Below are 22,362 nucleotides of genomic sequence, written 5' to 3' on the forward strand. Positions count from 1 at the left end.
CGACCTGCGCCGGACCTCCCGCGCGAACATCATGCGAGCAATAGTGCTGGCGGCGCTGCTCAGCGCCTGCTTCGGGCTGATTTCACCGGCCAACGCCCAAACATTCAGCAGTAGCTATACCTCGACCGCCCCAAGGGATTGCCGCGTCACCAGCGCCGGCAACGGCGTCGACGATTCCACGATCCGGGTTTGCCCGGGCAAGGCCGGGCTCGTGGTGGTCATCAGCGAGGACGATCTGCGCGAAGCGGCCTCGGTCGGCCGCAACCGCGCCGCGGCAGACAAGGAGCCGGCGGCGGAGACTCCCTTTGGGCCGTTCAACTCGACCACCCACACCGTGGAATGGCGGGCGCTGGACGGCAAACCGTTCGCGATCATCCAGCGTTGGCACATTTCCGACAATGCCGACGAGGACAAGAACGGCCGTCCCATCGCAAAACCGCTGCTGGCAGTGACTAGGCTGCCGCCCGGCGCGGTCTGCCATGTCGCCTATGTCGACGTGAAGGCCAATCCCAATGCCAATGAGCTCGCCCGCAAGGCCGCCGACGAGTCGGCGCGAAGCTTCAGATGTGGCAAGGACGAAGTGAAGGTGATCGGTGAAAGCGGCCGCGCGGTCGAGCTGGCGAAAAAACCCTGATCACGGTCCCGGTGGCCGGGTGACGGTGGAGCGCAGCATGGCATCCAGCAGGGTCTCGACAGTGTTGCCCTTGGGCAGTCGCTTCAGGATGTCGTTGAGCCGGCCGTCGAGCAGCAGCGTGGTGAAGCCGTGGACCAGTGACCAAGCGCGGGCGATGGCAGCCGCATGTTCCAGCGACAGCGCCTCGTCGGACGCCTGCTGCTGAAGGCTGACGCCGACCGCGCCGGCCAATCCATTGAACGAGGCGGTGGCGGCCTCATGCAGCGACGGCCGCGTCATGTCGAGCCGCTCGGTGCGGAACATCAGCCCGTACATGCCGGGATGCGCCTGCGCATAGGCGACATAGGCCTTGGCCCGCGCCAGCGCCCTCATCAGCGGCGGCGCATCGATGGCGCCGGCCGCCGCCATCGCAACGTTGAATTGCCGGAAGCCGATCGCCGCGAGTTCGCTGACGAGGCCGGTGAGGTCGCCGAAATGATGGGTGGGCGCGGCATGCGATACGCCGGCCTCGCGCGCCACCGCGCGCAGCGTCAAGCCGCCAAGGCCGTCCCGCTCCAGCACCCTCTCGGCGGCCCTGAGCAAGGCGTCGTGCAGGTCGCCGTGATGATACGGTGAAGCTTCGCTGGCCTTGGCGTTACGGGGCGCGCCCGGTTTGCGGCCGGCCCGCGCCGGCGCCGCGGCTTTTTTACCGGTCCGGATAAGGGTCCGCCGGATATTGGGTGTTCTTGCCATCGGTGTTATATAGGCCCCGATATTGACACTGTAAAGATTTTGCTTGACTGACGCGGAACTCCGCTTTATCCATATCTTTACGATGTAAAGATAAAATCAGGGAGCGACCGATGCTTGACCAGGTGGAGACCAGGGCTCACAGGACCAATCTGGCGCCGATACCGATGGAATGCGACGCGCCGCATCTGAAAATCGTGGGCGAACTGCCGCGCGAGCTCAACGGCACGCTCTATCGCAACGGCCCCAATCCGCAGTTCGAAGCGCCCGGCGCGCACTGGTTCCTCGGCGACGGCATGCTGCACGCCTTCCATCTCGAGAACGGCCGCGCCAGCTACCGCAACCGCTGGGTCCGCACCCCGAAATGGCAGGCCGAGCACGACGCCGGCCGCGCGCTGTTCGGCGGCTTCGGCGGCCGCAAGCTGCCCGACGCCCCGGCCACCTCGTGCACCGACTCTGGCGTCGCCAACACCAACATCATCTTTCATGGCGGACGGCTGCTGGCGCTGGAGGAAGGCCATCTGCCGACCGAGATCGAGCCCGGCACGCTCAATCGCCTTGGCTACTGCGACTATGGCAAGGGCATCGCCGGTCCCTTCACCGCCCATCCCAAGATCGATCCCGTCACCGGCGAGATGGTGTTCTTCGGCTACAACGCCGCGGGACCGCTGACCCCTGCCCTGTCCTTTGGATCGGTCAATGCCGCGGGCGTGGTGACCCGCTTCGATCGCTTCGAGGCGCCCTATGCCAGCATGGTGCACGATTTTATCGTCACCGATAATCACCTGCTGTTTCCGATCCTGCCCATTACCGGCAGCATGGAGCGTGCGATGCGCGGCAAGCCGGCTTACGCCTGGGAGCCGGAAAAGGGCGCCTATGTCGGCGTCATGAAACGCAACGGTTCGGCCAAGGACCTCGTCTGGTTCCGCGCCGAGAGCTGCTACGTGTTCCACGTCATGAACGCCTGGGAGGAAGGCGACAAGATCATCGCCGACGTCATGCAGTTCGAGGAAGCGCCGCTGTTCACTCATCCGGACGGCTCGCCGACCGACCCCGCCAAGTCCCGCGCGCGGCTGTGCCGCTGGACCTTCGACCTCAGCGGGAATACCGACCGCTTCACCCAAACCTATCTGGACGACGTCACCGGCGAATTCCCGCGCATCGACGATCGCCGCGCCGGACTGAAGAGCGCCCATGGCTGGTACGCCTGCGCCAACCACGATTTGCCGTTCATCGGAGCGCTCTCCGGCATCGTCCATGTCGACGGCAAGGGATCGCGGCTCGGCAACTATCTGCTGCCGGCCGGCGACACCATTTCCGAACCGGTGTTCGTCGAACGGGCCAAGGACGCCGCGGAAGGCGACGGCTGGCTGCTTGCCGCGGTGTGGCGCGCCCGCGAGAACCGCAGCGATCTCGCTGTTTTCAACGCCACCGATGTCGATTCCGGCCCGGTCGCACTGGTGCAGCTCGGCCATCGCGTCCCCGACGGATTTCATGGCAATTGGGTGGGGGCAGCTTAGAATTCACTCCCGTCATTCCGGGGCGATGCCAACGGGTCCGGCCTCCGGCCGGCCCGATGACAGGCTCCACATCGAACCCGGAATCCATACTCATTATCGTGGTTATGGATTCAGGGCTCGCTAGCTTTGCTCGCGCCCCTGAATGACCTATGGAGACTTTGCGGGGGCACGCACCATGCAACAGCCATCCATCACATCGGCCTATAGCGGCATCCTCGCTTTGCTCTACCTCGTGCTCGGCCTGCAGGACTCGCGCCTGCGCCGGGGCAACAAGGTGCTGTTCGGCGATGGCGGCAACATCAAGCTGCGCAGTGCGATCCGCGCGCATGGCAACTTTGTCGAATATGTCCCCATCATCGTCCTGATGGTCGCCATGCTGGAGATGTCCGGCATGCCGGCGATGCGGGTGCACCTGCTGATGGGCGCGCTGCTGGTGGCGCGGCTGCTGCATCCGCTCGGCATGTATGTGGGGCCGCGAACCCTGCAGTTTCAAATCTGCCGGGTCGGCGGCATCTTGCTCACCTTGCTGGTCCTGCTTTGCGCCGCGGTACTGCTGCTATGGCGGTTTCTGCCCGGCGCCTTCCAGCTCCACGCACTCTAAGTACTTGCAAAACAATCATTATCATCGCCACCCTCACATTATTTTGACACTGTAAAGATTTCGCTTGACGCTGCCGTCTTCTCCCCGTATCTATCTTTCCAGTGTAAAGATAAAGGCCCGAGGAGACCCGCCATGATGATCTTCCTGATCCTGCTCCCCTTCGGTGTCTTCTCGGCTCTGATGCTGCTGACCTCGGCCGACATGGCGCTGTTCGCGGCCGCAGCGACCGGCCTCGCCGTCATCGCCTGGGACCAATTCCGCGGCCGTCAGCTCAAGATGCTCGGGGCGGGCTCCGTGGTGCTGTTTCTCGGACTGGGCGCCTACCTGAGCTTGATCGACGCCGGCCTGAGCGCTTCGGCGATCAAGCTGACGGTCGACGCCGGCGTGCTCGCAATCGCGCTGGCTTCGCTGGCGGTCCGCTCCCCCTTCACGCTGCAATATGCCCGCGAGGTGGTCGACTCCGAGACCGCCGTGCTGCCCGGTTTCATCAAGGCGAATTATATCATCACCTGGGCCTGGAGCGCCTGCATGCTGCTGATGATGACCGGCAACATCCTGATGATCTACCTGCCCAGCCTGCCGCTGTGGGCGGGGATTGCGATCGCCTTTGCCGCCCGCACCACCGCGGTCTATTTCACCAAATGGTATCCGGACTACCACAAGGCAAAGTTCATGACGCCGCCGGCCTCTGCCAACGCGCTATCCAGTTCCTGAGACTTGTGCAAGAAGCGAGCTGATCCAGGGAGAGCAACGACGATGAAAGACATTTTCGCCAGACTAGGCTCCGACTTCCTCTCCACCATCGTGTTCCTTGTGCTGTACCTCATGACCGGCGACGTCATTCTGGCGACGGCGGTGGCGATCGCGGGTGCGGTCGGCCAGGTGATCTACGCCCGCTACAAGGGACAGACGCTCGGCTACATGACCTGGGCGAGCCTCGGCCTCGTGATCGTGCTCGGCGGCGCCACCCTGCTCACGCACGATCCGCGCTTCGTATTGGCAAAACCCGCGATCGGGCATTTCGCGATCGGCGCAATCATGCTGAAGCGCGGCTGGATGCTGCGCTACATGCCGTCCATCGTGACCGAAACGGTCCCGGAATATGTCACGGTCGCCGGCTACGCCTGGGCGGCGCTGATGTTCGTGCTCGGCGCCGGCACCATCGCGGTCGCCGCCACCGGCAACATCAAACTGTGGGCGTTCTATATATCGGTGGTCCTGATCGGCGCAAAGCTGATCGCTTTCGCCGTGCAGTATGTCGCGTTCCGCGTCCTCGTGACCCAGCGGATCCGCGCTGCCGCCCGCGCCTGATCGCCGCATTTTGACGATTGGGCACGGGCCGCAAGATGCGCTATACCGCCGCCCGTGCCTGCCCTGTCCCAGAACCATTCCGGTTTTGCGAAGCAACGCGTGAGGAGAGCTCAAGATGGCCGTCGACGGAAACTGGAATATCGTGATGACTACCCCGATGGGCGAGCGCAAGGCGACGCTGACCCTGAAGGCCGCCGGCGGCACGCTGACGGGCACGCAGGGCGCCGACGGCAATTCCGGCGAGATCTTCGACGGCACCGTCTCGGGCGATGACGTCGCCTGGAAGATCTCGATCACCAACCCGATGCCGCTGACGCTGGCCTTCTCCGGCAAGGTTGCCGGCGACAGCATGTCCGGCGAAATGGGCATCGGCCCGATGGGCAGCTTCCCGTTCACGGGAACGCGGGCGTAACGGCACTTTTCTCCGTGTCCCGGACGCGGTGCAGCGCCCCTTGCGCCGCTCCGCAGAGCCGGGACCCAAAGTGACCATGGACCCCGGATCAGCAGCGCACCGCTTCGCGCTGCGCAGCGTCCGGGGCACGCCACCGCGTCCGGATCATGATGAAGGCATCACATGCACGCGTTGCTTTCGATCGCAATCCTGATCTCGCTCACGACAGCCGCATCAGCCCAGCATGCTGCCGAACCCGAGCCGGCATGGCGGCCGAGCGCGCTCAGCTTGGTGCCGGCGGGATATGTCGCCGGCGAAGCCTGGCGCACCGATGAGACCGCCATGACCGGCCTGCTCGCGATCTATCCGGCGCAGGCCGACGATCCCAAATCACCCGGCAGCGTGTTCGCACCGCGGCAGGTGCTCGTCGTCAAGCTGGCGCGCAAGGATGGCGCAATGCAAGCGACGTCGGCCGAGATCAAGCCGCGCGACGAGCCGACACGCGGCAATCGCGGCACCACGATGACCGATCCCGACGCCGACGAGGCCGATTTCGCCGGGCAACACGCGGGGCTTGCCGCCCAGCACGCGACGCTTCCGGTGGGCACCGAGCCCTGCGATCTCGGCGCCTGGTCGGCGGACAAGGATCCCAAAGGACTCAACGTGCGCGCCGAAGCCTCGGCGCAGGCACGCGTGCTCGGCACGCTTCCGCCACCCTACCGTCTCAAGACCGGCGGCAGTGAAAACGTCCCCGACGGCGGCTGGCTGACCGAATTCCGCATCATCGGCTTCAAGGATGGCTGGTTCCTGATCGAGGGCGCGACGCCGCCCGGCAAGGAAAATGAAGACGAGAGGAAATATCCGCAACATGCGCCGAAACCTTACGCCGGACGCGGCTGGGTCGCAGCCAGCAAGGTCGGCGCCAACTACGCCAACGGCGCCACGCGCATGGGCGGACTGTTTCAGGCGCCGCATGCCGATGCCAAATGGACTCCGGCGCAGCGCCAGCTCGGCGGCGCGCTCGACACCGACGGCGGACCGAAACGCATTTTCGCCTGCAGCGGACGCTGGGGACTGGTGGAAAGCCATGACGGCGTGCGTGGCTGGTGGCGCAGCCTTTGCTCCAACCAGGTGACGAATTGCAGTTGAGGGTTTGCGGCGCGGCGCCCTGACGCTGGCGTTCGCCGGGAACGTCGCGGTCATTGTCCGGGCCTCGCCCTGGATCCATTCCTTGAGGTCTGCCGTGTCGTCGACCCGACCGGCCGGCCGGCGGATATTTCAACTTTACGATGCATACTCGCATCATATATAGTCATCGAATACTACCTCAGGCCCCGGTGTATTGTGGAGGCTCAAGATGGACGCAATTATTCAGCAGTTGGCGCTGGTATCGGAATCCAAGCTCGCGGGAATCGGCGATCTGATGCGGGTTGCCGCCGCCCTGCAAAAGCAGGCCAGCCGCGATCTTGCGCCGATATGGAATATTTCAGCCACCGTCGATGCATTCGAAAAGCTGGAAGATGTTCCGCTCGGCTACTGGCCGATGATCATCAAGGACGATATCGGATTTTCGGGCGCCGCCGGCATTCATCTGGACAAGGATCGCCAGCCGTTTGCCTTGATCAGTTCGTCAACCGATCTGGACGTTTGGTCCCTCACGGCTTCACACGAAAGCCTCGAAATGCTGGTCGATCCGTACGGGGATCGACTGATCGCCGGGGACTCGCCGAAGGAGGGCCAAGGTCGTGTCAGTTTCCTCGTCGAGGTGAGCGATCCTTCGGAAGCTGCGGAGTTTGCCTACACCGCCAATGGCATTCTGGTTTCGGATTTCTATACTCCGCGCTACTTTGATCCGCTGGCGTCGCCCGGGGTGCGTTACTCGTTCACCGGAGCAATCTCCGAGCCCCGGCAGGTACTCCGGGACGGATATTTGTCCTGGGTGGATTCGACAACCGGCCATTGGTGGCAGGAAACCTGGTTCGGCGGAGCCGCGCCGACGTTCCGCGACATCGGCCCCATCGATGCCACAGCAGGCAGCCTGCGATCACAGATCGACCGCATCACCTCGGCCGAGACAGCCAAGGCCCTGTCGCCCGGCCGTGCCATGGCCAGCGCCGCCGGACTGACCAGCGCTGTGACGAAGCGGTCAACGACGTCGAAAGCGGCCATGTGGCGGACGCAAATAGACAATCTTGTCGGCCAGCCCCCACCGCCGACCGCGCCGAACACGCCAATACGCCGGGCTCGCCGCGTGAGCGGTGACTAGGGTTCCAGCCTCGAAACGGCTGCCGGCTATCTTTAATCCGCTGCAAAGCGCATTAAGTTATGGCTGGCAATCGAACACGAGGGTTGGAACCATGCCGAACGAACCATCTCCGGAAAGCATTGCGCGGGCGGCGCGGCTTCGGGAGCAAATCGACAAGCTCACTCATCCCGAGGCGTCGCCTTCGGATCAGCCACAGGCTCCCGAGGAGAAGCGGCCAATGTCTCCGCGCGAATTTATCGATCGGAAGATGCGCGAACTCGACAAGAAGAAGTAAACGACGCGAGCGACGCTCCCCTCATCCCAGATTCAATTCCTTGAAGAAGTCATTGCCCTTGTCGTCGATGATGATGAAGGCCGGAAAATCCTCGACCTCGATACGCCAGATCGCTTCCATGCCGAGTTCGGGATATTCAAGCACCTCAACCTTCTTGATGCAGTGCTCGGCGAGATTCGCGGCCGAGCCGCCGACCGAGCCCAGGTAAAACCCGCCATACTTCTTGCAGGCCTCGCGCACCGCGACCGCGCGGTTGCCTTTTGCCAGCATCACCATCGATCCGCCCGCCGCCTGGAACTGGTCGACGAAGGAATCCATCCGTCCTGCCGTGGTCGGCCCGAACGCGCCGGAAGCATAACCATCGGGCGTCTTGGCGGGACCCGCGTAATAGACCGGATGATTTTTGAAATAATCCGGCAGCGGCTCACCCTTCTCCAGCCGTTCGCGCAATTTGGCGTGGGCGGAATCGCGCGCCACCACCATGGTGCCCGACAGCGACAGCCGGGTCTTGATCGGATGTTTCGAAAGCGTCGCCAGAATATCCTGCATCGGCTGGTTGAGGTCGATCTTGACCACTTCGCCGCCGAGCGCCTGCTCCACCGCCGGGAGATACTGCGCGGGATTGTGTTCGAGTTCCTCGAGATAGACGCCGTCTTTTGTAATCTTGCCGAGCACCTGGCGGTCCGCCGAGCAGGACACGCCGAGCCCGATCGGCAGCGACGCGCCGTGGCGCGGCAGCCGGATCACGCGCACGTCGTGGCAGAAATACTTGCCGCCGAACTGCGCGCCGACGCCGAGTGACTGCGTCATCTTCAGGATCTCCTGCTCCATCTCCAGATCGCGGAACGCGTTGCCGTCCGCCGATCCATGCGTGGGCAGCGCGTCGAGATACCTAGCCGACGCCAGTTTGACGGTCTTCATGCAGAGTTCGGCCGAGGTGCCGCCGATCACGATGGCGAGGTGATAGGGCGGGCACGCCGCGGTGCCGAGCGTCAGCACCTTCTCCTTCAGAAACGCCAGCATGCGGTCTTTTGTCAGAACCGATGGCGTTGCCTGGAACAGAAAGCTCTTGTTGGCGGAGCCGCCGCCCTTGGCCATGAACATGAACTTGTAGGCGTCATCGCCCTCGGCATAGATCTCGCATTGCGCCGGCATGTTGTTGGCGGTGTTTTTTTCCTCATACATCGACAGCGGCGCCACCTGCGAATAGCGCAGATTGCGGCGCAGATAGGCGTCACGCGCGCCCTCCGACAGCGCCGCCTCGTCGTCACCGTCGGTGATGACGCGAAAACCCTTCTTGCCCATGATGATCGCGGTGCCGGTGTCCTGGCACATCGGCAGCACCCCGCCGGCCGCGATATTGGCGTTCTTCAGAAAATCCAGTGCTACGAACTTGTCGTTGGGGCTGGCTTCGCCGTCGTCTAGGATGTTGCGCAGCTGCTGCAGATGCCCGGGCCGCAGATAATGATTGATGTCGCCGAACGCGGCCTCGCTGAGCGCCCGCAGCGCCTCCCGTGTCACCACCAGCATGTCCTTGCCCAGCACCTTCTCGACCCGCACGCCCTCGGACGTGATCTTCCGGTAGGGCGTGGTATCGGCGCCGAGCGGAAACAGCGGGGTGTGCTTGTAGGGGGGAACGGGGGTGGCGGCGGACGGGACGGGCGTGGGGGCGTTCATGGGGGCTCACAAGGTTTGGAGCCGGAGGCGCTTACAGCGAGACGCCGCGCCGGCGATTGAACCGTTCTAAGCACTTTTGACACAAAGGGAAGGTTCCCGAATGTCCCCCAGCAATCGAAATAGAGCATGACTACTGCCCCCATTCTCGCGGCTGCCGGCTCCCCTGTTTCAGCCGCCCCACTCCATCTCGGCCTGCGTACGGTTCTCGTCGTCGCCGCCCTGCTCGAGGGCTTCGACGCGCTCTCCAGCCTGCCCACCCTGTTCGGCGACATGTCGGAAATTCCCGGTACCGGCTTTGGTGGTTTCCTGATCAAGGCGCATATCGCCAGCCATGCACCGCTGGCGCTGGCGGTGCTGGTGTTCGCCGCCATCGGGCGGGTGCGATATGCCATCATCGCACTGGCCGCGATCGCCTTCATGACCTGGCTGAACTACATGCCGTCGGTGGTACGGCACGGGCTCGAATTCCGGGGCACCGGCGCGTTCGAGACGCCGGTACGGATGATCGCCTTTCCGTTGATGGCGGCCTGCGCCATCGCGCTGGCCGCGCGCAACCAGCGGCTTCGGATCGCGACCGCGCTTGCCAGCATCCCTACCTTCTACAGTCTGCTCGGGGTCATCATCTTCGCGATCGGCATCAGCATCTACGGGTTCTGATCGACCGTTCCGATTGACATCCGCTCCCCGGCCTTGCAGGAAATCGACGTGCGCGCTTCAATAGGCGTAAAGGGGCATATTGCATGAGAATGGACTTCCGCAGATCGACCACGCTGGCCGCACTGTTGCTGGCGGCCTCGGCGCTCACGGTGTCGGGCACTTCACCGGCGCGCGCCGACCGCTGCGAGGATATCGCCAAGGAGCTCAAGGCCCAGGTCGACGGCGTCAAGATCGGCATCACGACCGGCAAGACCATCTATTTGTCCCACCCGCAGGCCAGGGAGTTTTCGCTGGGCTGCCGCGGCGCCAACTTCTCCAACGAACTTTACCTCAAGGCGGACCGCCGCAAGCCGAAGCCGGAGTTTTTCCAGCTGGTCGCCAGCGCCGGCGCCATCGTGTTCACCATCCCGAAGCCCGATGTGCTGACCGGTTCCACCCGCTGCATCAACCGGATGGGGCTACTGCGCGGCGACAGCGTCAAGATGCGCTTCCGCCGGCTCAACATGGAATGCACGCGCACCAAGAATGAAGCGGCGATCGCGATCACGCGGGGCAAGGACGAGTAGGCGGGCTGCCGCGAGCGGCATCGCCAACGATTCGTCACCAAGATCGATCGCATCTTAGGGATATTCGAGCCCGCTGTTCACCACTCGGCGGGAAGCGCCGCGATGCCTCGCAATTTCGGCTGCGGATTCATAAAGCCTTCGCCTCCAGCTCGTCACAGTCGGCAGCAACCAAGCCTAAGGATACTGTCCGATGAGTGTTTCTGCAGTCAGCTCTTCCATGCCGATAAAGCCGCCCGAGGCCAGCGTGCTCAAACCGCCGGAGGTCAGGGTCGACCGCGACGATCGCACGCTGCCGCCGCCCGTGCGGGCCGCCCTGCCCCCAGGCCAGGGAACGCGGATCGACCAACTCGCGTGAGGCTACGCTCTCCACCCTCCCCTGGAGGGTGATGAGAGCGAAGTACCGCGCGTTCTCCGAAAACGGCGCATCATGGTGACCCCATGGCGCGCCGTTACGCGTTCCGGTGGGAGCAAAATCGTCTATACTGCCGGCCACACCACTCACGGAGCGGATGCGGACCGATGCCCAATTCCAAGATCTACACCGGCGGCTGCCATTGCGGCATGGTGCGTTTCGAATGCACCACCGACCTTGCCATGGTCACCGCCTGCAATTGCTCGATCTGCACCAAGAAGGGCCTGCATTTCGCATTCCTGGCGCCGACGAGTTTTGTGCTTCGCGCCGGCGAGGACAATCTGCGCGAATACCTCTTCAACAAGCACGCGATCAAGCACCAGTCCTGCATCGACTGCGGCGTCGAGGTATTTGCGCGCGGCAGCAAGCCTGACGGCACCGAGGTGGTGGCGCTCAACGTCAGCTGCATCGACGGGATCGAGCTTGCAAAACTGACGATGACGCCGATCGACGGACGAAACAGGTAGTGCGCTTCGGAAAGATCGTAGCCCGGATGTAGCCAGCGGGTCGCGCGCATGCGCGCCCGGTGGCGTAATCCGGGGCCCTCTTCATCGCCAGCGTTGCCCCGGATTGCGCCATCGGCTCGGCGCTAACGCGCCGAACCACTGGCTCCATCCGGGCTACAAGACTACAAGACGTCGTTCTGCTCAAACATCCAGCTCCCTGTAACGCCGGAAAATCCCCTCCTCGTTGAAGGGAATGCGGCGGTCGCTTTCCAGATAGGCCTTGATGTTCGGTCTGGCGGCGACGCGGTCATGCAGATCGACCAGGCCGGGTATCCCGCGCTCGAACGCCTCCATGCGCTTTGGAAAGGCGTAGCGCAGCCCCGCCACGATCTGGAACAGCGACAGATCAACATAGCTGACGCGGCGGCCGGCGATCCATGAGCCGCTGCTGCTCTCCAGAATCCGCTCGAAATATCCGAGATATTTCGACACCCGCTCCTTCCAGAATTCCGCGGTACGTTTTTTCGCCGGCCCACGCTGGTCCTCATAATACAGCGAAGGCCCGAGCGGATGATGGGTGTCATGGATTTCGAGGACAAGATCCGTGATCGTCAGCTGCAGCTGGTGCAGCCACAGTCTTCCCGGTTCCGCTTTCGGCGCGAGACCATGGCGCGGCCCGAGATAGAGCAGGATGTTGGCGGTCTGCCCGATCACGAGTTTTCCCGCTTTGAGAAACGGCGGGGCGAACGGCGGCGTGCCGCGCGCCTCCATCATCCTCGTCATCGCGCCCATGCCGCGCTGGCGCGCGACGTCGGCGTATTCGGCGCCGGCCTCCTCCAGCGCAAGGCGGACATATTCGCCGCGCCCCTGGATCTGCGGCCAGTAATAAAGCTCATAACGCATCGGCGATTCCTTCCATCGGACGTGAGCCTGGCTGCCACGGTGCCAAGCTATATTCCGGTGTCGATGCGCCCCAGCGCAACCTCAATTCGCCGCGAAGCAATAAAACAGCCCGTCGCCGCCGGTGCTCTTCAGGTCATTCTGCGAGCAGCCGCCATCCGGCCCGCGCGAGGGATGCGAGGTGTTCCAGGATTTCGACGCGTCATCGTCGCGCAGGCCGATGCGGTCCGCATGTCCCACCATCGCAGCGCCCTGCGTGCTGCTCGTCCAGTTCTTGCAGGTGCGGTCGTCGCCCGCGGCGAAGGCAGTGCCGTCGGCCTGTGATCCCGTCAACACGTCGTGGCGGTTCGGCGTGTCGCCGCGGCCGTTGATGACCTCGCCCTTCTCGCTCAGCGCGGTCGCCTTGGTGAGATTATTGGCGGCGCTGTGCAGGTCGGCGACATCCTTGGCGATCACGACGCCCTTGGAATTCTGCCAGGGACCCTTGCCAATGCGGTCGCGGGCATTGACCGCGGGCGCGCCGTCGGCCGGCTGGGTGGAAAGGTAGGCGCGCCAGGTCTTGGCGCCGGCGCCCGCCGCCTGTGCCAGCTGCTGGCAATAGTTGTCGGCGCCAGCGAGGCCGCCGAGGTTGCCGCCATTGCCGATACCCACTGAGGTGACGAAGAAACTGGTGGCGGCCGCCTGCGCCAAAGCGGGTTGCGCCGCCAGCGTGGCGAACGACGCGGCAGCAAGGCCGAAACACAGCCGCGAGATCATCTGGGCGAGAGCGGGCATGGGATCCTCCGATGGGTTTTCTGATCCGCCGGCTGGTTGAGCGCCGGCTTGGTCTGACATCAACACGACGCGGCCATGGTTATTCCGGTTCCGCGAGCCTGAAAAGAGCCGACGACAGCGCAAAAGAAAAGGCGCCGCGGAATCAACCGCGGCGCCCTTGATATCAGCCGTTGGCAGACGATCAGGTCTGCTGGATCGCCGAGAGCTCCCAGTCGCTGCCGCGCGGTCGCACGAAGGTCCAAACCTCGGTCGCCTCGGTCGGCTGCTCGCTGCCCGCGACCAGACGATTGGTGCCGCGCTCCAGCGTCTTGTCGATGAGCGAGAACCGCATCGCCACGCTGGCGTAGTCGGTTTCGCCCTCGCGCCAGGCTTCCGCGAGGTCGCCCTGCAGCAGCTTGACGTCGGACACCTTGTTGATGTCGTTCTTGGCCTTGTTCTCCTCGAGGTCCTTGGTGAAGTACATCACCATTTCGGGGGTCGCCAGCGTGTGCAGCTTGGCAACGTCCTCATTCGACCACGCGGTCATAACATCGCCGAGCAACCGCTCGAACGCCTCATAGTCGGCCGGCTGGATCTCAAGCGGTGCGCTGCCCGATCCCAAGCCGAAGCCGGTTCCGGTCCGCAGAGAGTTCAGCGGTCCGCCGGGGCCGACTGCGGCTCCGGGTGCCGGGCCGGCATAGGCCGAGGCGGTAGCGGGGGAATGGCGGCGCTGCCACCACGACATCGCCAGCTTGACCACGATCAGGATCAGGCCGATCTGCAGGACGAGGCCGATGATCGACGACAAGCCGCCGAGGCCGGAGAACATCCCGCCGCCGAACAGCATGCCGAGCAGGCCGGCGCCGAGGAAGCCCGCGGCGAGGCCGCCGAGCATGCCCATGCCGGGCTTGTTGAAGAAGCCGCCCTTGGCGGCCGCACCGGCGGCCGCGGGACCGGCCATTCCGGGGCTGCCCGGCTGGGTCATGGTGCGGTTCATGGGTTGCGCCGCATTCGGCGCGGTAGCGGTGGGCGGCGGTGCGGAAAAGGTTCTCGAACCTCGGGAACCCGAGCTGCCGCCACCGCCCGGCCTGGCGTCGGCCGCGGAGATCGCGAACATCACCGGAACGGCCAACGATAGGACGACGGCAATGGCCTGGACGATGCCGCGCGTACGCTGCGTGAATTTCATGTCTTTTTCCTCAAAATCCCCAGCAGGGGGAAGCAGCCACTAAGATGGGCAGCGCTGCCCAAAAGTGAAGCCGCCATAGGGACGCATGGCTGCGGCCCTCGGTCGCGGGGATGCGTCAATTAGGCAGGTTTGGCCTCGATTTATCGGCAGGTTGGCGGATTACGGAGCGCCGAGTGTCGCCTCCTCGGCTTGATCCATCGCAACCGGTAATTCCAGGCGGTTCGCTACAAATTAGTTCCGCTCTTTCGAGGGGGCATCTCCGAAGCCGCAACTTGGTCTTTGTGAAGGCAGTGAGGAACTGGATATGACCACGGACTTTGCCAAAATCGCCCATGATGTGATCGCCGGCGTAGGACTGTTGCAAAAAGGTGCGCCCGAAACGATGAAAGCCTTTGGGGCTCTTTCGACCGCGGCGACCGCCTCAAAAGTGATCGACACGAAGACGAAAGAACTGATGGCGCTCGCGATCGGCATCGCCGTCCACTGCGACGGTTGCGTCGCCTACCACACGAAGATGGCTCATCAGCACGGAGCGAGCCGGGAGGAGGTCGCCGAGACGGCAGCTCTCGCCGTCTATATGGGAGGCGGGCCGGCGGCCGTGTACGGAGCCGATGCGCTACGCGCCTACGATCAATTTGCCGGCCCAAAGCCGTAGCCGCAAATAATCGCCGGTTTGGCTTCGCCGTCGGATATTTCTATAATTCTAGAAGTATCGTTGACGATGTGTGGAATAGAACCTATTCTGGCCGTCATGCGAGCAAGGTGAGGTTGAACGAATGGACGCACCGTCGCCTGCTACCACGCCCGAGACCCGGTCGATTTCCGAACTCTTGAACCGTGAGTGCTTCTGCATCACGCTGGACCGAGACGCTTTGTGCCAGGCCCTCGAGCGCGAGATCGGGGATCCGGAATTTTGCCAGACCTTCATCGGGCCGAAGACTCATCTGTTCTCGAACGTGCCGGTGTTCCTGTCCAAAGCCAGCGTCGGGGAGATGCTTCGGACCGTGCATGCGGTCGAAGCTGCCACTCGATTGCCGGGTTACCGCGACGCGGCGTTGTCCTGGGCTCCCGAGATCGCTCGACATGATTTCGGGCCGGTTGGCGCATTCATGGGTTACGACTTTCACCTTGCCGCTGGAGGCCCCAGGCTGATCGAGATAAATACGAACGCAGGCGGCGCCTTTTTGAACGCGCTGCTGGCCAAGGCCCAGCGAGCCTGCTGCAGGGAAGTAGAGGTCGCTCTGGGCAGACCGGAGGCCGACGATTTCGGGCCGTCTGTCATGAGGATGTTCCAGCACGAATGGGAGCTCCAAAAGGGGCAAGGCATCCCGCGACGGATCGCGATCGTCGATGACCGGCCGGCCGAACAGTATCTCTATCCGGAGTTTCTGCTGGCCCAGCGCTTCTTCCAGAACAATGGCATCGATGCCGTGATTGTGGCAGGCGATCAGCTCCGGTACGAGCGTGGTCAACTGCTCGCGGAGGGTCAACCGATCGATCTGGTCTACAATCGTTTGGTCGATTTTTCCTTTGCCGATCCCGAACACCAGGATCTCCGCGCGGCTTATCTCGGCGGCGCCGTCGTCGTGACACCCAATCCGCGCGTGCATGCGCTGTACGCGGACAAGCGCAACCTGGCGCTGCTGTCCGATCACGCGGCGCTTCACGGCTGGGGGGCGTCGCCCTCGATGCTCGCTGACCTGGCGGGCGTGCCGCATACGGTTCTCGTTACTTCCGACAATGCACAGGAACTGTGGTGGGCCAGAAAGTCGTTGTTCTTCAAGCCGGCGGGCGGTTACGGCAGCAAGGCCGTCTATCGCGGGGACAAAGTCACCACGGGCGTGTGGGCGGAGATCATTCGTGGTGGATATGTCGCCCAGGATTTTGCCGCGCCGAGTGAACGCATGGTCAAGCTGGACGGCTCTCCGGAGTCCCGGAAGACCGACGTCAGGCTATACGTCTACAATGGTGAAGTGCTGCTCACGGCGGCGCGTCTGTATCAGGGACAGACGACGAACTTCCGGACGCCCGGCGGCGGGTTCGCGCCGGTATTCGTCATTTGAGCGGCGCTTCATGAGGCTGAACATTCTTCGGCCAATTCGCAGAATCATGCCGCCGGCTGTGCGCATCCCATATACATGTAGGTCATCGGACGTGGTCCCTTAGCATACTCCGTTCGAAGCTTCAGGATAGCGAAACCGGCCGAGCGGATGAGGTCGTCCATTTTTCGGTCCAGATGGCAACCGCCGGCAACGTGGCCCCAAATGGGAGTAAGCCGATGTTGCCAGCGTTCGATTCCGGACTCGGGTGAAAGCCCATGTTCGACGAAGAGCAGCTGGCCGTGCGGCTTCAGTACCCGTCGCATCTCGCGTAATGCGGCCAATGGGTCCGGGATCGAACAGAGCGTCCACGTCATCACCACGGTGTCCATGGTGTTTTCAGCGAGCGGAATCTCTGTCGCAGACCCCTGCAGGAATTCGGCGCGGACACCGGCCGCGGCAGCGCGTCGCCGCGCGATCGCGAGCAAACGGGGCGATGGGTCGATCCCGAATACGATCTCGACCCGCTTGTCGTAGAACGGAAAATTTAATCCTGATCCGACGCCGACTTCGAGCACTCTCCCGGTTGCTGCGGCAACCACCTCGCGACGATACTTCTGCAGCGGACGCTGCCGCATGACCAGATCAAGGATGGAGGGCAGAACCCAGTGGTCGTAGAAATTCACAGCTGCCTCGTTGCGATCCAATGATAAAATTGTTCCAACGATGCTCAACTGGCAAGCTCACCGCCGAACGTCACGAAAGCTCGTCCGGCGTCGTTGGATCCCGCTCGGTCCAATGAATCGACGGGACGCTCGTAGAATACGGGACTTTCGCCGACCATTTGTCGTGCAGCGAATTGCCCATGAGAGACGGCAACCAACTCCCCTTCTGCAAGAGGCTCCCACCGCTCGCTGGTCAAGGGAACGCTCGCGAATAGCGTAACGAGCTGGTCGTCGCTTCGGATCGAGAGCCCATCCGCCACGATCCCTTGTTCGCCGCTTTGACAGTGTCGCTGCAGCAACATGAGGCCAGGCGGTTCGATCTTGCCGGTTTCGGCGTGCATCCGTCGATGTCCGTGGGCGAACAGCAGTCCGCCATCGCAATACAGAAAATTCGCGGGACCCAAAGCCCGGAGCTGGCTGGCGAACGACGACACGACCAAAAATCGTTCGCGCAGCGTCGGCACTGCGCCCCGCACCGTCCAGATCGCCGCCATTCGGTCGAGGAGAGCACAAAAGGCGAGCTCGGAGTCGGTTTCGCCGATTGGATTGAACCGATCAGCCTGGAATGCGCTCGATTGGAATATGCCCGGCAGATCGCCGTTGTGGGCGAACAAATGTGCACGGCCGGCCAGTTCCCGAACGAACGGCTGAGCATTGGGGTAGGAACGCGTTCCGCGCGTTGCCTTGCGGGTATGCGCGATCACCAGCTGGCTTCGCAGATTATGGCTGGCGATGAATTGAATCCATTCGCTGTCGCCGACAGCGGCGGAGTCCTTCATCAAACGGACATCCGCTCCCTCATAATACCCGACACCCCAGCCATCATTATACGTTCCGGAAACGCGGCCGTGTTCGGCGAGCTTGGGCAGCGAAACATTCACCGTTGCGGAGGCATTGCTCGATAGTCCGAGGAGTTCACACATGGCTCCGCCTCAATGAGACCCTGCAAACGTCGCCAATTCCGAAATATCGAGCCCTCGTTTTCGAGTGTTCAACCAACTGGGTCGAAGAGGCGTATGAATCACGGTACTGCGCAACGAGTTGCATTCATACCGGCCGATGCTCCGGCTGAATTGACGTGCCTCAACCCACCTGACTCCTTGGCTGCTAGAAAGTTTGGATACCGGTTGCCGCAGATGATCTCTTGAGGGCCCTTGCACAATCGATGGGAGATTACTTATATGCGGTTATGCGCATAAGCGCATTGAATGGACGTTTTATGGACAAGCATTTGAATTCAATCACGATTCTTTCCGCACTCGCCGAGCCGGTCCGGCTCGAAGCCCTCCGGATGCTGTGGGATGGGCGCGAGCATTGCGTTTGCGAATTGATGCGGGGACTCGGCGCCAGCCAGTCCCGCATGTCCCGCCACATGGCGGCCCTCAAGACAGCCGGTCTCGTGATGGACCGACGCGATGCTCAATGGGTCCGCTATCGCCGCTCCCCAAATCTTCCTCAAGCGGTCGTCGCGCTTGTTGACGCCGCGCTGGCGATGCCGGCCGGTCAGGAAAGGCATGCCGCATGAGCCTCGGATCGCTCACCGACCGCGCGCCCGGCGCCGGCACTTCCACCGCCAAATGGATCGGATGGACGGTCGCTGCTCTGGTCATCTGGGGCGTCGTCTATAGCCAGCTCGTTCCATTCTCGGACTGGGTCGTCGCTTCGACCCGGATCGATCCCAGGAGTCATCTCGGCGAGGCGATCAGCTTCTTTGCCTACGACACGCCGAAGGTTCTGATGTTGCTCACTTTGGTCGTGTTCGGCATGGGCGTCGTGCGCAGCTTCTTCTCACCGGAGAAGACCAGGGCACTGCTTGCCGGAAAGCGCGAAGGCGTCGGCAACGTGCTGGCTGCGTCGCTCGGCATCGTTACCCCGTTTTGCTCCTGCTCCGCCGTGCCATTGTTCATCGGCTTCGTCAGCGCGGGCGTGCCGCTCGGCGTCACCTTTTCGTTCCTGATCTCCGCACCGATGGTCAACGAGGTGGCGCTCGGCCTTCTGTTTGCGCTGGTGGGCTGGAAAGTGGCGCTGACCTATCTCGCCTTCGGCCTCGCCATCGCCATCGTCTCCGGCTGGGTCATCGGCCGGCTGCATCTCGAGCATTGGCTGGAGGAATGGGTTCGCAACATTCGATCGGACGCGGCCGAGCTTGCTCCGGAAGAACTCTCGGTGGTCGACCGCATCAAGGCCGGGATCGACGCCGTGAAGGAAATCGTCGGCAAGGTCTGGCCATGGATCATCGCGGGTATTGCGGTCGGCGCATTCATCCACGGCTATGTGCCTTCGGACCTGTTGGCCTCGATCATGGGCCGGGACGCCTGGTGGTCGGTGCCGGCCGCGGTGGCGCTCGGCATTCCCATGTATTCGAACGCCGCCGGCATCATTCCCGTGGTGGAAGCGCTCATCACCAAAGGCGCCGCGCTCGGGACCGTGCTCGCGTTCATGATGTCGGTGATCGCACTGTCGCTCCCGGAGATGATCATCCTTCGCAAAGTGCTCAGCGTAAAGCTGATCGCCGTGTTCGTTGGCGTCGTCGGGACCGGCATCCTGGCGGTGGGATTCATCTTCAACGCCCTGTTCTCATGAACTGACGGAGAATATCCATGAAGGAAATCAAGGTTCTCGGTCCCGGCTGCAAACGCTGCGCCGCGACGGTCGAAATGGTTCAGACCGAGGCCGACAATCTCGGCGTCCCCGTCACCATCGAAAAGGTGACCGATTATGCAGCCATCGCCGGCTACGGCATCGCATCCACGCCGGGGATCGTCATAAACGGCAAGGTGGTACATGCGGGCGGCCTGCCCAGGCCGGAAGACCTCACACGCTGGCTCGGGGCCTGAGATGAAGCCGATGCTGGAATACCGGGTCGGCGCCAGGCGGATCGATTCGCATGGCAGCGTCGCCTCTGCCAAGGAAGCCGAGATTATCCTCGACACCGACGTCGGCGGCCGGCCGGACGCCTTCAATCCGGCGGAGCTGTTCCTCGCCGCTATCGCCGCCTGCATGATCAAGGGGATTGAACGGGTAACCCCGATGATCAAGTTCGATCTGCGGGGTGTCGAGGTGAAGCTACACGGTATCCGGCAGGACAGCCCGCCGAAGATGGTTTCGGTCGATTACGAACTCATCGTCGATACCGACGAAACCGATCAGCGCCTCGAGCTCCTGCATACGAATGTCCGCAAGTACGGCACGATCTCGAATACCGTGGCTGCGGCAACGAAGCTGGAGGGCGTGATCCGGAGGCGGGCGTGATTTTCCTGCTGATTCCCCGACACGCGACGGCGCTCACGACGGCGCCATGGTCTCCTTGACCTTGGCGACCAGCGCGCTGAGCGCGAACGGTTTTGCAAGGAAGGCAAACTGCTCGTTTTCCGGCAGGCTCTTGTCGAAGGCTTCTTCCGCATAGCCCGAGACGAAGATGATCTTGAGGTTGGGATTGCGGATCCGCATCTCCCGCAGCAGCGTCGGGCCGTCCATTTCCGGCATCACCACGTCGGAAACCACGAGGTCGACCGCGCCGTTCTTTTCCTCCAGCGCCTCCATCGCCTCGATACCGTTGGAGGCCTCGATCACGCTGTAGCCGCGCGAGCGCAAGCCGCGGGCATTGAGCGAGCGCAGGCCCTCCTCGTCCTCGACCAGCAGGATGGTGCCCTGCCCGGTCAGGTCGGTTCTCGGCTTCGCCTCCGCCGGCGCCCTGGCCGCGTCGGTGGCCGCCACCGGCTCGGGCTGCGCTTCCTGCTCGGCGTGATGCCGCGGCAGGAAGATATGAAAAGAAGTGCCCTTGTCGGCCTCCGAGTCGACATAGATGAAGCCGCCGGTCTGCTTGACGATGCCGTACACCGTGGACAGGCCGAGGCCGGTGCCCTTGCCGACCTCCTTGGTCGAGAAGAACGGCTCGAAGATCTTGTCGACGATATCGGCGGGAATGCCGGTGCCGGTGTCGGCGACGTCGATCCGGACGTAGTCCGCCGCCGGCATGCCCTTGTAGGCGAGCTGTGCGGATTCCTCCGTCGTCACATTGGCGGTCCGAACCGTCAGCTTGCCACCGTCGGGCATCGCATCGCGGGCGTTGACGGCGAGATTGACGATCACCTGCTCGAACTGGGAGACGTCGACCTTGACCGGCCACAGGTCGCGGCCATGCACGAGGTCGAGTTTTACTTTCTCGCCGATCAGCCGGCGCAGCAGCATGGTGAGATCGGAAAGCGCGTCGCCGAGATCGAGCACCTGCGGCCGCAGCGTCTGGCGGCGCGAGAAGGCCAACAGCTGCCGCACCAGCGTCGCGGCGCGGGTGGCGTTCTGCTTGATCTGCATGATGTCCTGGAACGACGGGTCGGTCGGCTTGTGCGCGTTCAGCAGGAAGTCGTTCGCCATCATGATGGCGGAGAGCACATTGTTGAAATCGTGGGCGATGCCGCCGGCGAGCTGGCCGACCATGTCCATCTTCTGCGACTGGTTGATCTGGTTTTCCAGCGTGCGCCGCTCGGTGGTCTCCAGCAGATAGACAATGGCGGCTTCGGTCTCGCGTTCGTTCTCCTCGACCGCGGTGACGAAGAACTGCCCCCAGCGCTCCTTCGGCCCATCGAGCAACGCCTCGACCGGCGCGATATCGCCCTGCCCTTCGGCCGCCTGGTTGATGGCCGCGATCAGCAAATGACGGTCGCGCGGATTGACCGCGCGGAAGATCGACTTGCCGGAAGCGCCCTCGGAATTCAGGCCCTGCGCCAGCTTGGCGTAGCGGGCATTGGCGCGCACCACCGCGCCTGACCGGTCCACGGTCGCGATCGCCATCGGGGTGTGATCAAAGAAGCGCATGAAGCGCACTTCGGCGGCGCGCTGCGGATCGGAATGCTCGTCGCGAGCCCGGCTGATCACCAGCGTGCGCGAGGCGCCGGGCACGCCATCGGCCCCGAACGCCAGCTTGTGGTAGAGCCGCACCGGCATGGTCTTGCCGCCGCGCATCCGCAGGTCGATGTCGAACACCTCGGTCTTGACCTCGCCGGGCACCGCCACGATCGAGGTCAGCAGCGAGGCGCCGTCACCGGACACGATGTCGGTCAGCTTCAGGCCGCCATTGCCGATCTCCGCGAGGTCGTGGTCCAGCCAGTTCGCCAGCGTGGCGTTGACATAGACGAGGTCGCCTGAGGCATTGACGGAGAAGAACCCGCACGGCGCGTGATCGAGATATTCGATGGCATGCTGCAGTTCCTGGAACACGTCCTCCTGCCGCGCGCGGTCGCGGGTGATGTCGGCAATCGACCACACCGCGTAT

26 protein-coding genes are annotated in these 22,362 nt (G+C 63.3%); 18 read left to right on the forward strand and 8 right to left on the reverse strand.

The genetic code is table 11. The annotated features are described in order from the left end of the window. The first annotated feature begins 31 nt into the window (after positions 1-31). Positions 32-634, forward strand: a complete 603-nt coding sequence (locus Q7T45_RS20310; RefSeq protein ID WP_304873028.1) for a hypothetical protein — start codon at positions 32-34, stop codon at positions 632-634. Here Q7T45_RS20310 and Q7T45_RS20315 read toward each other — a convergent pair whose 3' ends face one another. Then, positions 635-1,366: a TetR/AcrR family transcriptional regulator gene (locus Q7T45_RS20315; RefSeq protein ID WP_304873030.1), complete on the reverse strand. Its 732-nt coding sequence runs from the start codon at positions 1,364-1,366 to the stop codon at positions 635-637. It lies immediately after the preceding gene. Positions 1,367-1,476: 110 nt separating this feature from the next. Between Q7T45_RS20315 and Q7T45_RS20320 the strand changes: the two genes are divergently transcribed. From Q7T45_RS20320 to Q7T45_RS20350, 7 genes are all read left to right on the forward strand, one after another. Beyond that, the gene (locus Q7T45_RS20320) at positions 1,477-2,883 is read left to right on the forward strand and encodes a carotenoid oxygenase family protein (RefSeq protein WP_304873031.1); all 1,407 of its coding nucleotides are present in this window, start codon (positions 1,477-1,479) and stop codon (positions 2,881-2,883) included. A 175-nt stretch (positions 2,884-3,058) separates the two neighbouring features. After that, entirely contained in the window at positions 3,059-3,484 is a 426-nt protein-coding gene (locus Q7T45_RS20325; RefSeq protein ID WP_304873032.1) for an MAPEG family protein, read from the forward strand. 132 nt (positions 3,485-3,616) lie between these two features. Then, positions 3,617-4,198 carry a hypothetical protein gene (locus Q7T45_RS20330; protein WP_304873034.1) on the forward strand — a complete coding sequence of 194 codons (582 nt, stop codon included), beginning with the start codon at positions 3,617-3,619 and terminating at the stop codon, positions 4,196-4,198. 42 nt (positions 4,199-4,240) lie between these two features. Beyond that, positions 4,241-4,795, forward strand: coding sequence for an inner membrane-spanning protein YciB (locus Q7T45_RS20335; protein WP_304873036.1), 555 nt, complete (start codon positions 4,241-4,243; stop codon positions 4,793-4,795). A 115-nt stretch (positions 4,796-4,910) separates the two neighbouring features. Then, entirely contained in the window at positions 4,911-5,207 is a 297-nt protein-coding gene (locus Q7T45_RS20340) for a hypothetical protein (protein WP_304873038.1), read from the forward strand. Between the two features lie 162 nt (positions 5,208-5,369). Then, positions 5,370-6,335, forward strand: a complete 966-nt coding sequence (locus tag Q7T45_RS20345) for an SH3 domain-containing protein (protein ID WP_304873040.1) — start codon at positions 5,370-5,372, stop codon at positions 6,333-6,335. Positions 6,336-6,543: 208 nt separating this feature from the next. Continuing rightward, positions 6,544-7,452 (forward strand): hypothetical protein, encoded by a 909-nt coding sequence (locus tag Q7T45_RS20350; protein WP_304873042.1) that lies wholly within the window; start codon positions 6,544-6,546, stop codon positions 7,450-7,452. Positions 7,453-7,747: 295 nt separating this feature from the next. On the opposite strand, the gene Q7T45_RS20355 is transcribed toward Q7T45_RS20350, so the two are convergent. Next, a complete protein-coding gene (locus tag Q7T45_RS20355; protein ID WP_304873043.1) occupies positions 7,748-9,403 on the reverse strand; it encodes a fumarate hydratase in 1,656 nt (551 codons plus the stop codon). 126 nt (positions 9,404-9,529) lie between these two features. On the opposite strand from Q7T45_RS20355, the gene Q7T45_RS20360 reads away from it, so the two are divergent. The 4 genes from Q7T45_RS20360 to Q7T45_RS20375 all read left to right on the forward strand — a co-directional run bounded on the left by Q7T45_RS20360 (position 9,530) and on the right by Q7T45_RS20375 (position 11,505). Further along, the gene (locus tag Q7T45_RS20360) at positions 9,530-10,060 is read left to right on the forward strand and encodes a hypothetical protein (RefSeq protein ID WP_304873045.1); all 531 of its coding nucleotides are present in this window, start codon (positions 9,530-9,532) and stop codon (positions 10,058-10,060) included. 89 nt (positions 10,061-10,149) lie between these two features. Continuing rightward, a complete protein-coding gene (locus tag Q7T45_RS20365; RefSeq protein ID WP_304873070.1) occupies positions 10,150-10,626 on the forward strand; it encodes a hypothetical protein in 477 nt (158 codons plus the stop codon). A gap of 190 nt (positions 10,627-10,816) precedes the next feature. Beyond that, positions 10,817-10,981: a hypothetical protein gene (locus Q7T45_RS20370; protein ID WP_304873047.1), complete on the forward strand. Its 165-nt coding sequence runs from the start codon at positions 10,817-10,819 to the stop codon at positions 10,979-10,981. Positions 10,982-11,145: 164 nt separating this feature from the next. Further along, positions 11,146-11,505: a GFA family protein gene (locus Q7T45_RS20375; protein ID WP_304873049.1), complete on the forward strand. Its 360-nt coding sequence runs from the start codon at positions 11,146-11,148 to the stop codon at positions 11,503-11,505. A 180-nt stretch (positions 11,506-11,685) separates the two neighbouring features. Here the strand turns inward: Q7T45_RS20375 and Q7T45_RS20380 are convergent, their stop codons facing one another. The 3 genes from Q7T45_RS20380 to Q7T45_RS20390 all read right to left on the reverse strand — a co-directional run bounded on the left by Q7T45_RS20380 (position 11,686) and on the right by Q7T45_RS20390 (position 14,326). Further along, positions 11,686-12,387, reverse strand: a complete 702-nt coding sequence (locus Q7T45_RS20380) for a glutathione S-transferase (protein WP_304873051.1) — start codon at positions 12,385-12,387, stop codon at positions 11,686-11,688. A gap of 81 nt (positions 12,388-12,468) precedes the next feature. Then, the gene (locus tag Q7T45_RS20385) at positions 12,469-13,158 is read right to left on the reverse strand and encodes a lectin (protein ID WP_304873053.1); all 690 of its coding nucleotides are present in this window, start codon (positions 13,156-13,158) and stop codon (positions 12,469-12,471) included. Between the two features lie 181 nt (positions 13,159-13,339). Further along, positions 13,340-14,326 (reverse strand): Tim44-like domain-containing protein, encoded by a 987-nt coding sequence (locus tag Q7T45_RS20390; RefSeq protein WP_304873054.1) that lies wholly within the window; start codon positions 14,324-14,326, stop codon positions 13,340-13,342. Between the two features lie 304 nt (positions 14,327-14,630). On the opposite strand from Q7T45_RS20390, the gene Q7T45_RS20395 reads away from it, so the two are divergent. Together Q7T45_RS20395 and Q7T45_RS20400 are read left to right on the forward strand one after the other, a co-directional pair. Then, positions 14,631-14,981 carry a carboxymuconolactone decarboxylase family protein gene (locus Q7T45_RS20395; protein ID WP_304873056.1) on the forward strand — a complete coding sequence of 117 codons (351 nt, stop codon included), beginning with the start codon at positions 14,631-14,633 and terminating at the stop codon, positions 14,979-14,981. 121 nt (positions 14,982-15,102) lie between these two features. Beyond that, positions 15,103-16,389 carry a hypothetical protein gene (locus tag Q7T45_RS20400; RefSeq protein WP_304873057.1) on the forward strand — a complete coding sequence of 429 codons (1,287 nt, stop codon included), beginning with the start codon at positions 15,103-15,105 and terminating at the stop codon, positions 16,387-16,389. 44 nt (positions 16,390-16,433) lie between these two features. Here Q7T45_RS20400 and Q7T45_RS20405 read toward each other — a convergent pair whose 3' ends face one another. Together Q7T45_RS20405 and Q7T45_RS20410 are read right to left on the reverse strand one after the other, a co-directional pair. After that, positions 16,434-17,051, reverse strand: a complete 618-nt coding sequence (locus Q7T45_RS20405) for a class I SAM-dependent methyltransferase (RefSeq protein WP_370691323.1) — start codon at positions 17,049-17,051, stop codon at positions 16,434-16,436. A gap of 44 nt (positions 17,052-17,095) precedes the next feature. Next, a complete protein-coding gene (locus tag Q7T45_RS20410; protein WP_304873059.1) occupies positions 17,096-18,013 on the reverse strand; it encodes a class II glutamine amidotransferase in 918 nt (305 codons plus the stop codon). Positions 18,014-18,309: 296 nt separating this feature from the next. Between Q7T45_RS20410 and Q7T45_RS20415 the strand changes: the two genes are divergently transcribed. From Q7T45_RS20415 to Q7T45_RS20430, 4 genes are read left to right on the forward strand one after another with little or no spacing between them, the layout of a single operon-like run. After that, positions 18,310-18,615: a helix-turn-helix transcriptional regulator gene (locus Q7T45_RS20415; RefSeq protein WP_304873060.1), complete on the forward strand. Its 306-nt coding sequence runs from the start codon at positions 18,310-18,312 to the stop codon at positions 18,613-18,615. Next, positions 18,612-19,673, forward strand: a complete 1,062-nt coding sequence (locus Q7T45_RS20420) for a permease (protein WP_304873061.1) — start codon at positions 18,612-18,614, stop codon at positions 19,671-19,673. The genes Q7T45_RS20415 and Q7T45_RS20420 overlap by 4 nt, the downstream gene beginning before the upstream one ends. A gap of 17 nt (positions 19,674-19,690) precedes the next feature. Continuing rightward, positions 19,691-19,927, forward strand: coding sequence for a thioredoxin family protein (locus tag Q7T45_RS20425; protein ID WP_304873063.1), 237 nt, complete (start codon positions 19,691-19,693; stop codon positions 19,925-19,927). A gap of 10 nt (positions 19,928-19,937) precedes the next feature. After that, positions 19,938-20,342 carry an OsmC family protein gene (locus Q7T45_RS20430; protein ID WP_304873072.1) on the forward strand — a complete coding sequence of 135 codons (405 nt, stop codon included), beginning with the start codon at positions 19,938-19,940 and terminating at the stop codon, positions 20,340-20,342. A 33-nt stretch (positions 20,343-20,375) separates the two neighbouring features. On the opposite strand, the gene cckA is transcribed toward Q7T45_RS20430, so the two are convergent. Next, a partial coding sequence (cckA, locus tag Q7T45_RS20435; protein WP_304873065.1) for a cell cycle histidine kinase CckA occupies positions 20,376-22,362 on the reverse strand: 1,987 nt, incomplete at its 5' end.

Source organism: Bradyrhizobium sp. (assembly GCF_030646015.1).
Classification (GTDB): Bacteria; Pseudomonadota; Alphaproteobacteria; order Rhizobiales; family Xanthobacteraceae; genus Bradyrhizobium.

Coding starts and splice junctions, on each gene's coding strand:
- Q7T45_RS20370 (WP_304873047.1), top strand. CDS start 10,817: ATGAGTGTTTCTGCAGTCAGCTCTTCCATGCCGATAAAGCCGCCCGAG.
- Q7T45_RS20380 (WP_304873051.1), bottom strand. CDS start 12,387: ATGCGTTATGAGCTTTATTACTGGCCGCAGATCCAGGGGCGCGGCGAA.
- Q7T45_RS20325 (WP_304873032.1), top strand. CDS start 3,059: ATGCAACAGCCATCCATCACATCGGCCTATAGCGGCATCCTCGCTTTG.
- Q7T45_RS20315 (WP_304873030.1), bottom strand. CDS start 1,366: ATGGCAAGAACACCCAATATCCGGCGGACCCTTATCCGGACCGGTAAA.
- Q7T45_RS20425 (WP_304873063.1), top strand. CDS start 19,691: ATGAAGGAAATCAAGGTTCTCGGTCCCGGCTGCAAACGCTGCGCCGCG.
- Q7T45_RS20330 (WP_304873034.1), top strand. CDS start 3,617: ATGATGATCTTCCTGATCCTGCTCCCCTTCGGTGTCTTCTCGGCTCTG.
- Q7T45_RS20420 (WP_304873061.1), top strand. CDS start 18,612: ATGAGCCTCGGATCGCTCACCGACCGCGCGCCCGGCGCCGGCACTTCC.
- Q7T45_RS20410 (WP_304873059.1), bottom strand. CDS start 18,013: ATGTGTGAACTCCTCGGACTATCGAGCAATGCCTCCGCAACGGTGAAT.
- Q7T45_RS20390 (WP_304873054.1), bottom strand. CDS start 14,326: ATGAAATTCACGCAGCGTACGCGCGGCATCGTCCAGGCCATTGCCGTC.
- Q7T45_RS20310 (WP_304873028.1), top strand. CDS start 32: ATGCGAGCAATAGTGCTGGCGGCGCTGCTCAGCGCCTGCTTCGGGCTG.
- Q7T45_RS20345 (WP_304873040.1), top strand. CDS start 5,370: ATGCACGCGTTGCTTTCGATCGCAATCCTGATCTCGCTCACGACAGCC.
- Q7T45_RS20350 (WP_304873042.1), top strand. CDS start 6,544: ATGGACGCAATTATTCAGCAGTTGGCGCTGGTATCGGAATCCAAGCTC.
- Q7T45_RS20415 (WP_304873060.1), top strand. CDS start 18,310: ATGGACAAGCATTTGAATTCAATCACGATTCTTTCCGCACTCGCCGAG.
- Q7T45_RS20375 (WP_304873049.1), top strand. CDS start 11,146: ATGCCCAATTCCAAGATCTACACCGGCGGCTGCCATTGCGGCATGGTG.
- Q7T45_RS20320 (WP_304873031.1), top strand. CDS start 1,477: ATGCTTGACCAGGTGGAGACCAGGGCTCACAGGACCAATCTGGCGCCG.
- Q7T45_RS20340 (WP_304873038.1), top strand. CDS start 4,911: ATGGCCGTCGACGGAAACTGGAATATCGTGATGACTACCCCGATGGGC.
- Q7T45_RS20365 (WP_304873070.1), top strand. CDS start 10,150: ATGGACTTCCGCAGATCGACCACGCTGGCCGCACTGTTGCTGGCGGCC.
- Q7T45_RS20335 (WP_304873036.1), top strand. CDS start 4,241: ATGAAAGACATTTTCGCCAGACTAGGCTCCGACTTCCTCTCCACCATC.
- Q7T45_RS20430 (WP_304873072.1), top strand. CDS start 19,938: ATGCTGGAATACCGGGTCGGCGCCAGGCGGATCGATTCGCATGGCAGC.
- Q7T45_RS20360 (WP_304873045.1), top strand. CDS start 9,530: ATGACTACTGCCCCCATTCTCGCGGCTGCCGGCTCCCCTGTTTCAGCC.
- Q7T45_RS20395 (WP_304873056.1), top strand. CDS start 14,631: ATGACCACGGACTTTGCCAAAATCGCCCATGATGTGATCGCCGGCGTA.
- Q7T45_RS20385 (WP_304873053.1), bottom strand. CDS start 13,158: ATGCCCGCTCTCGCCCAGATGATCTCGCGGCTGTGTTTCGGCCTTGCT.
- Q7T45_RS20355 (WP_304873043.1), bottom strand. CDS start 9,403: ATGAACGCCCCCACGCCCGTCCCGTCCGCCGCCACCCCCGTTCCCCCC.
- Q7T45_RS20400 (WP_304873057.1), top strand. CDS start 15,103: ATGGACGCACCGTCGCCTGCTACCACGCCCGAGACCCGGTCGATTTCC.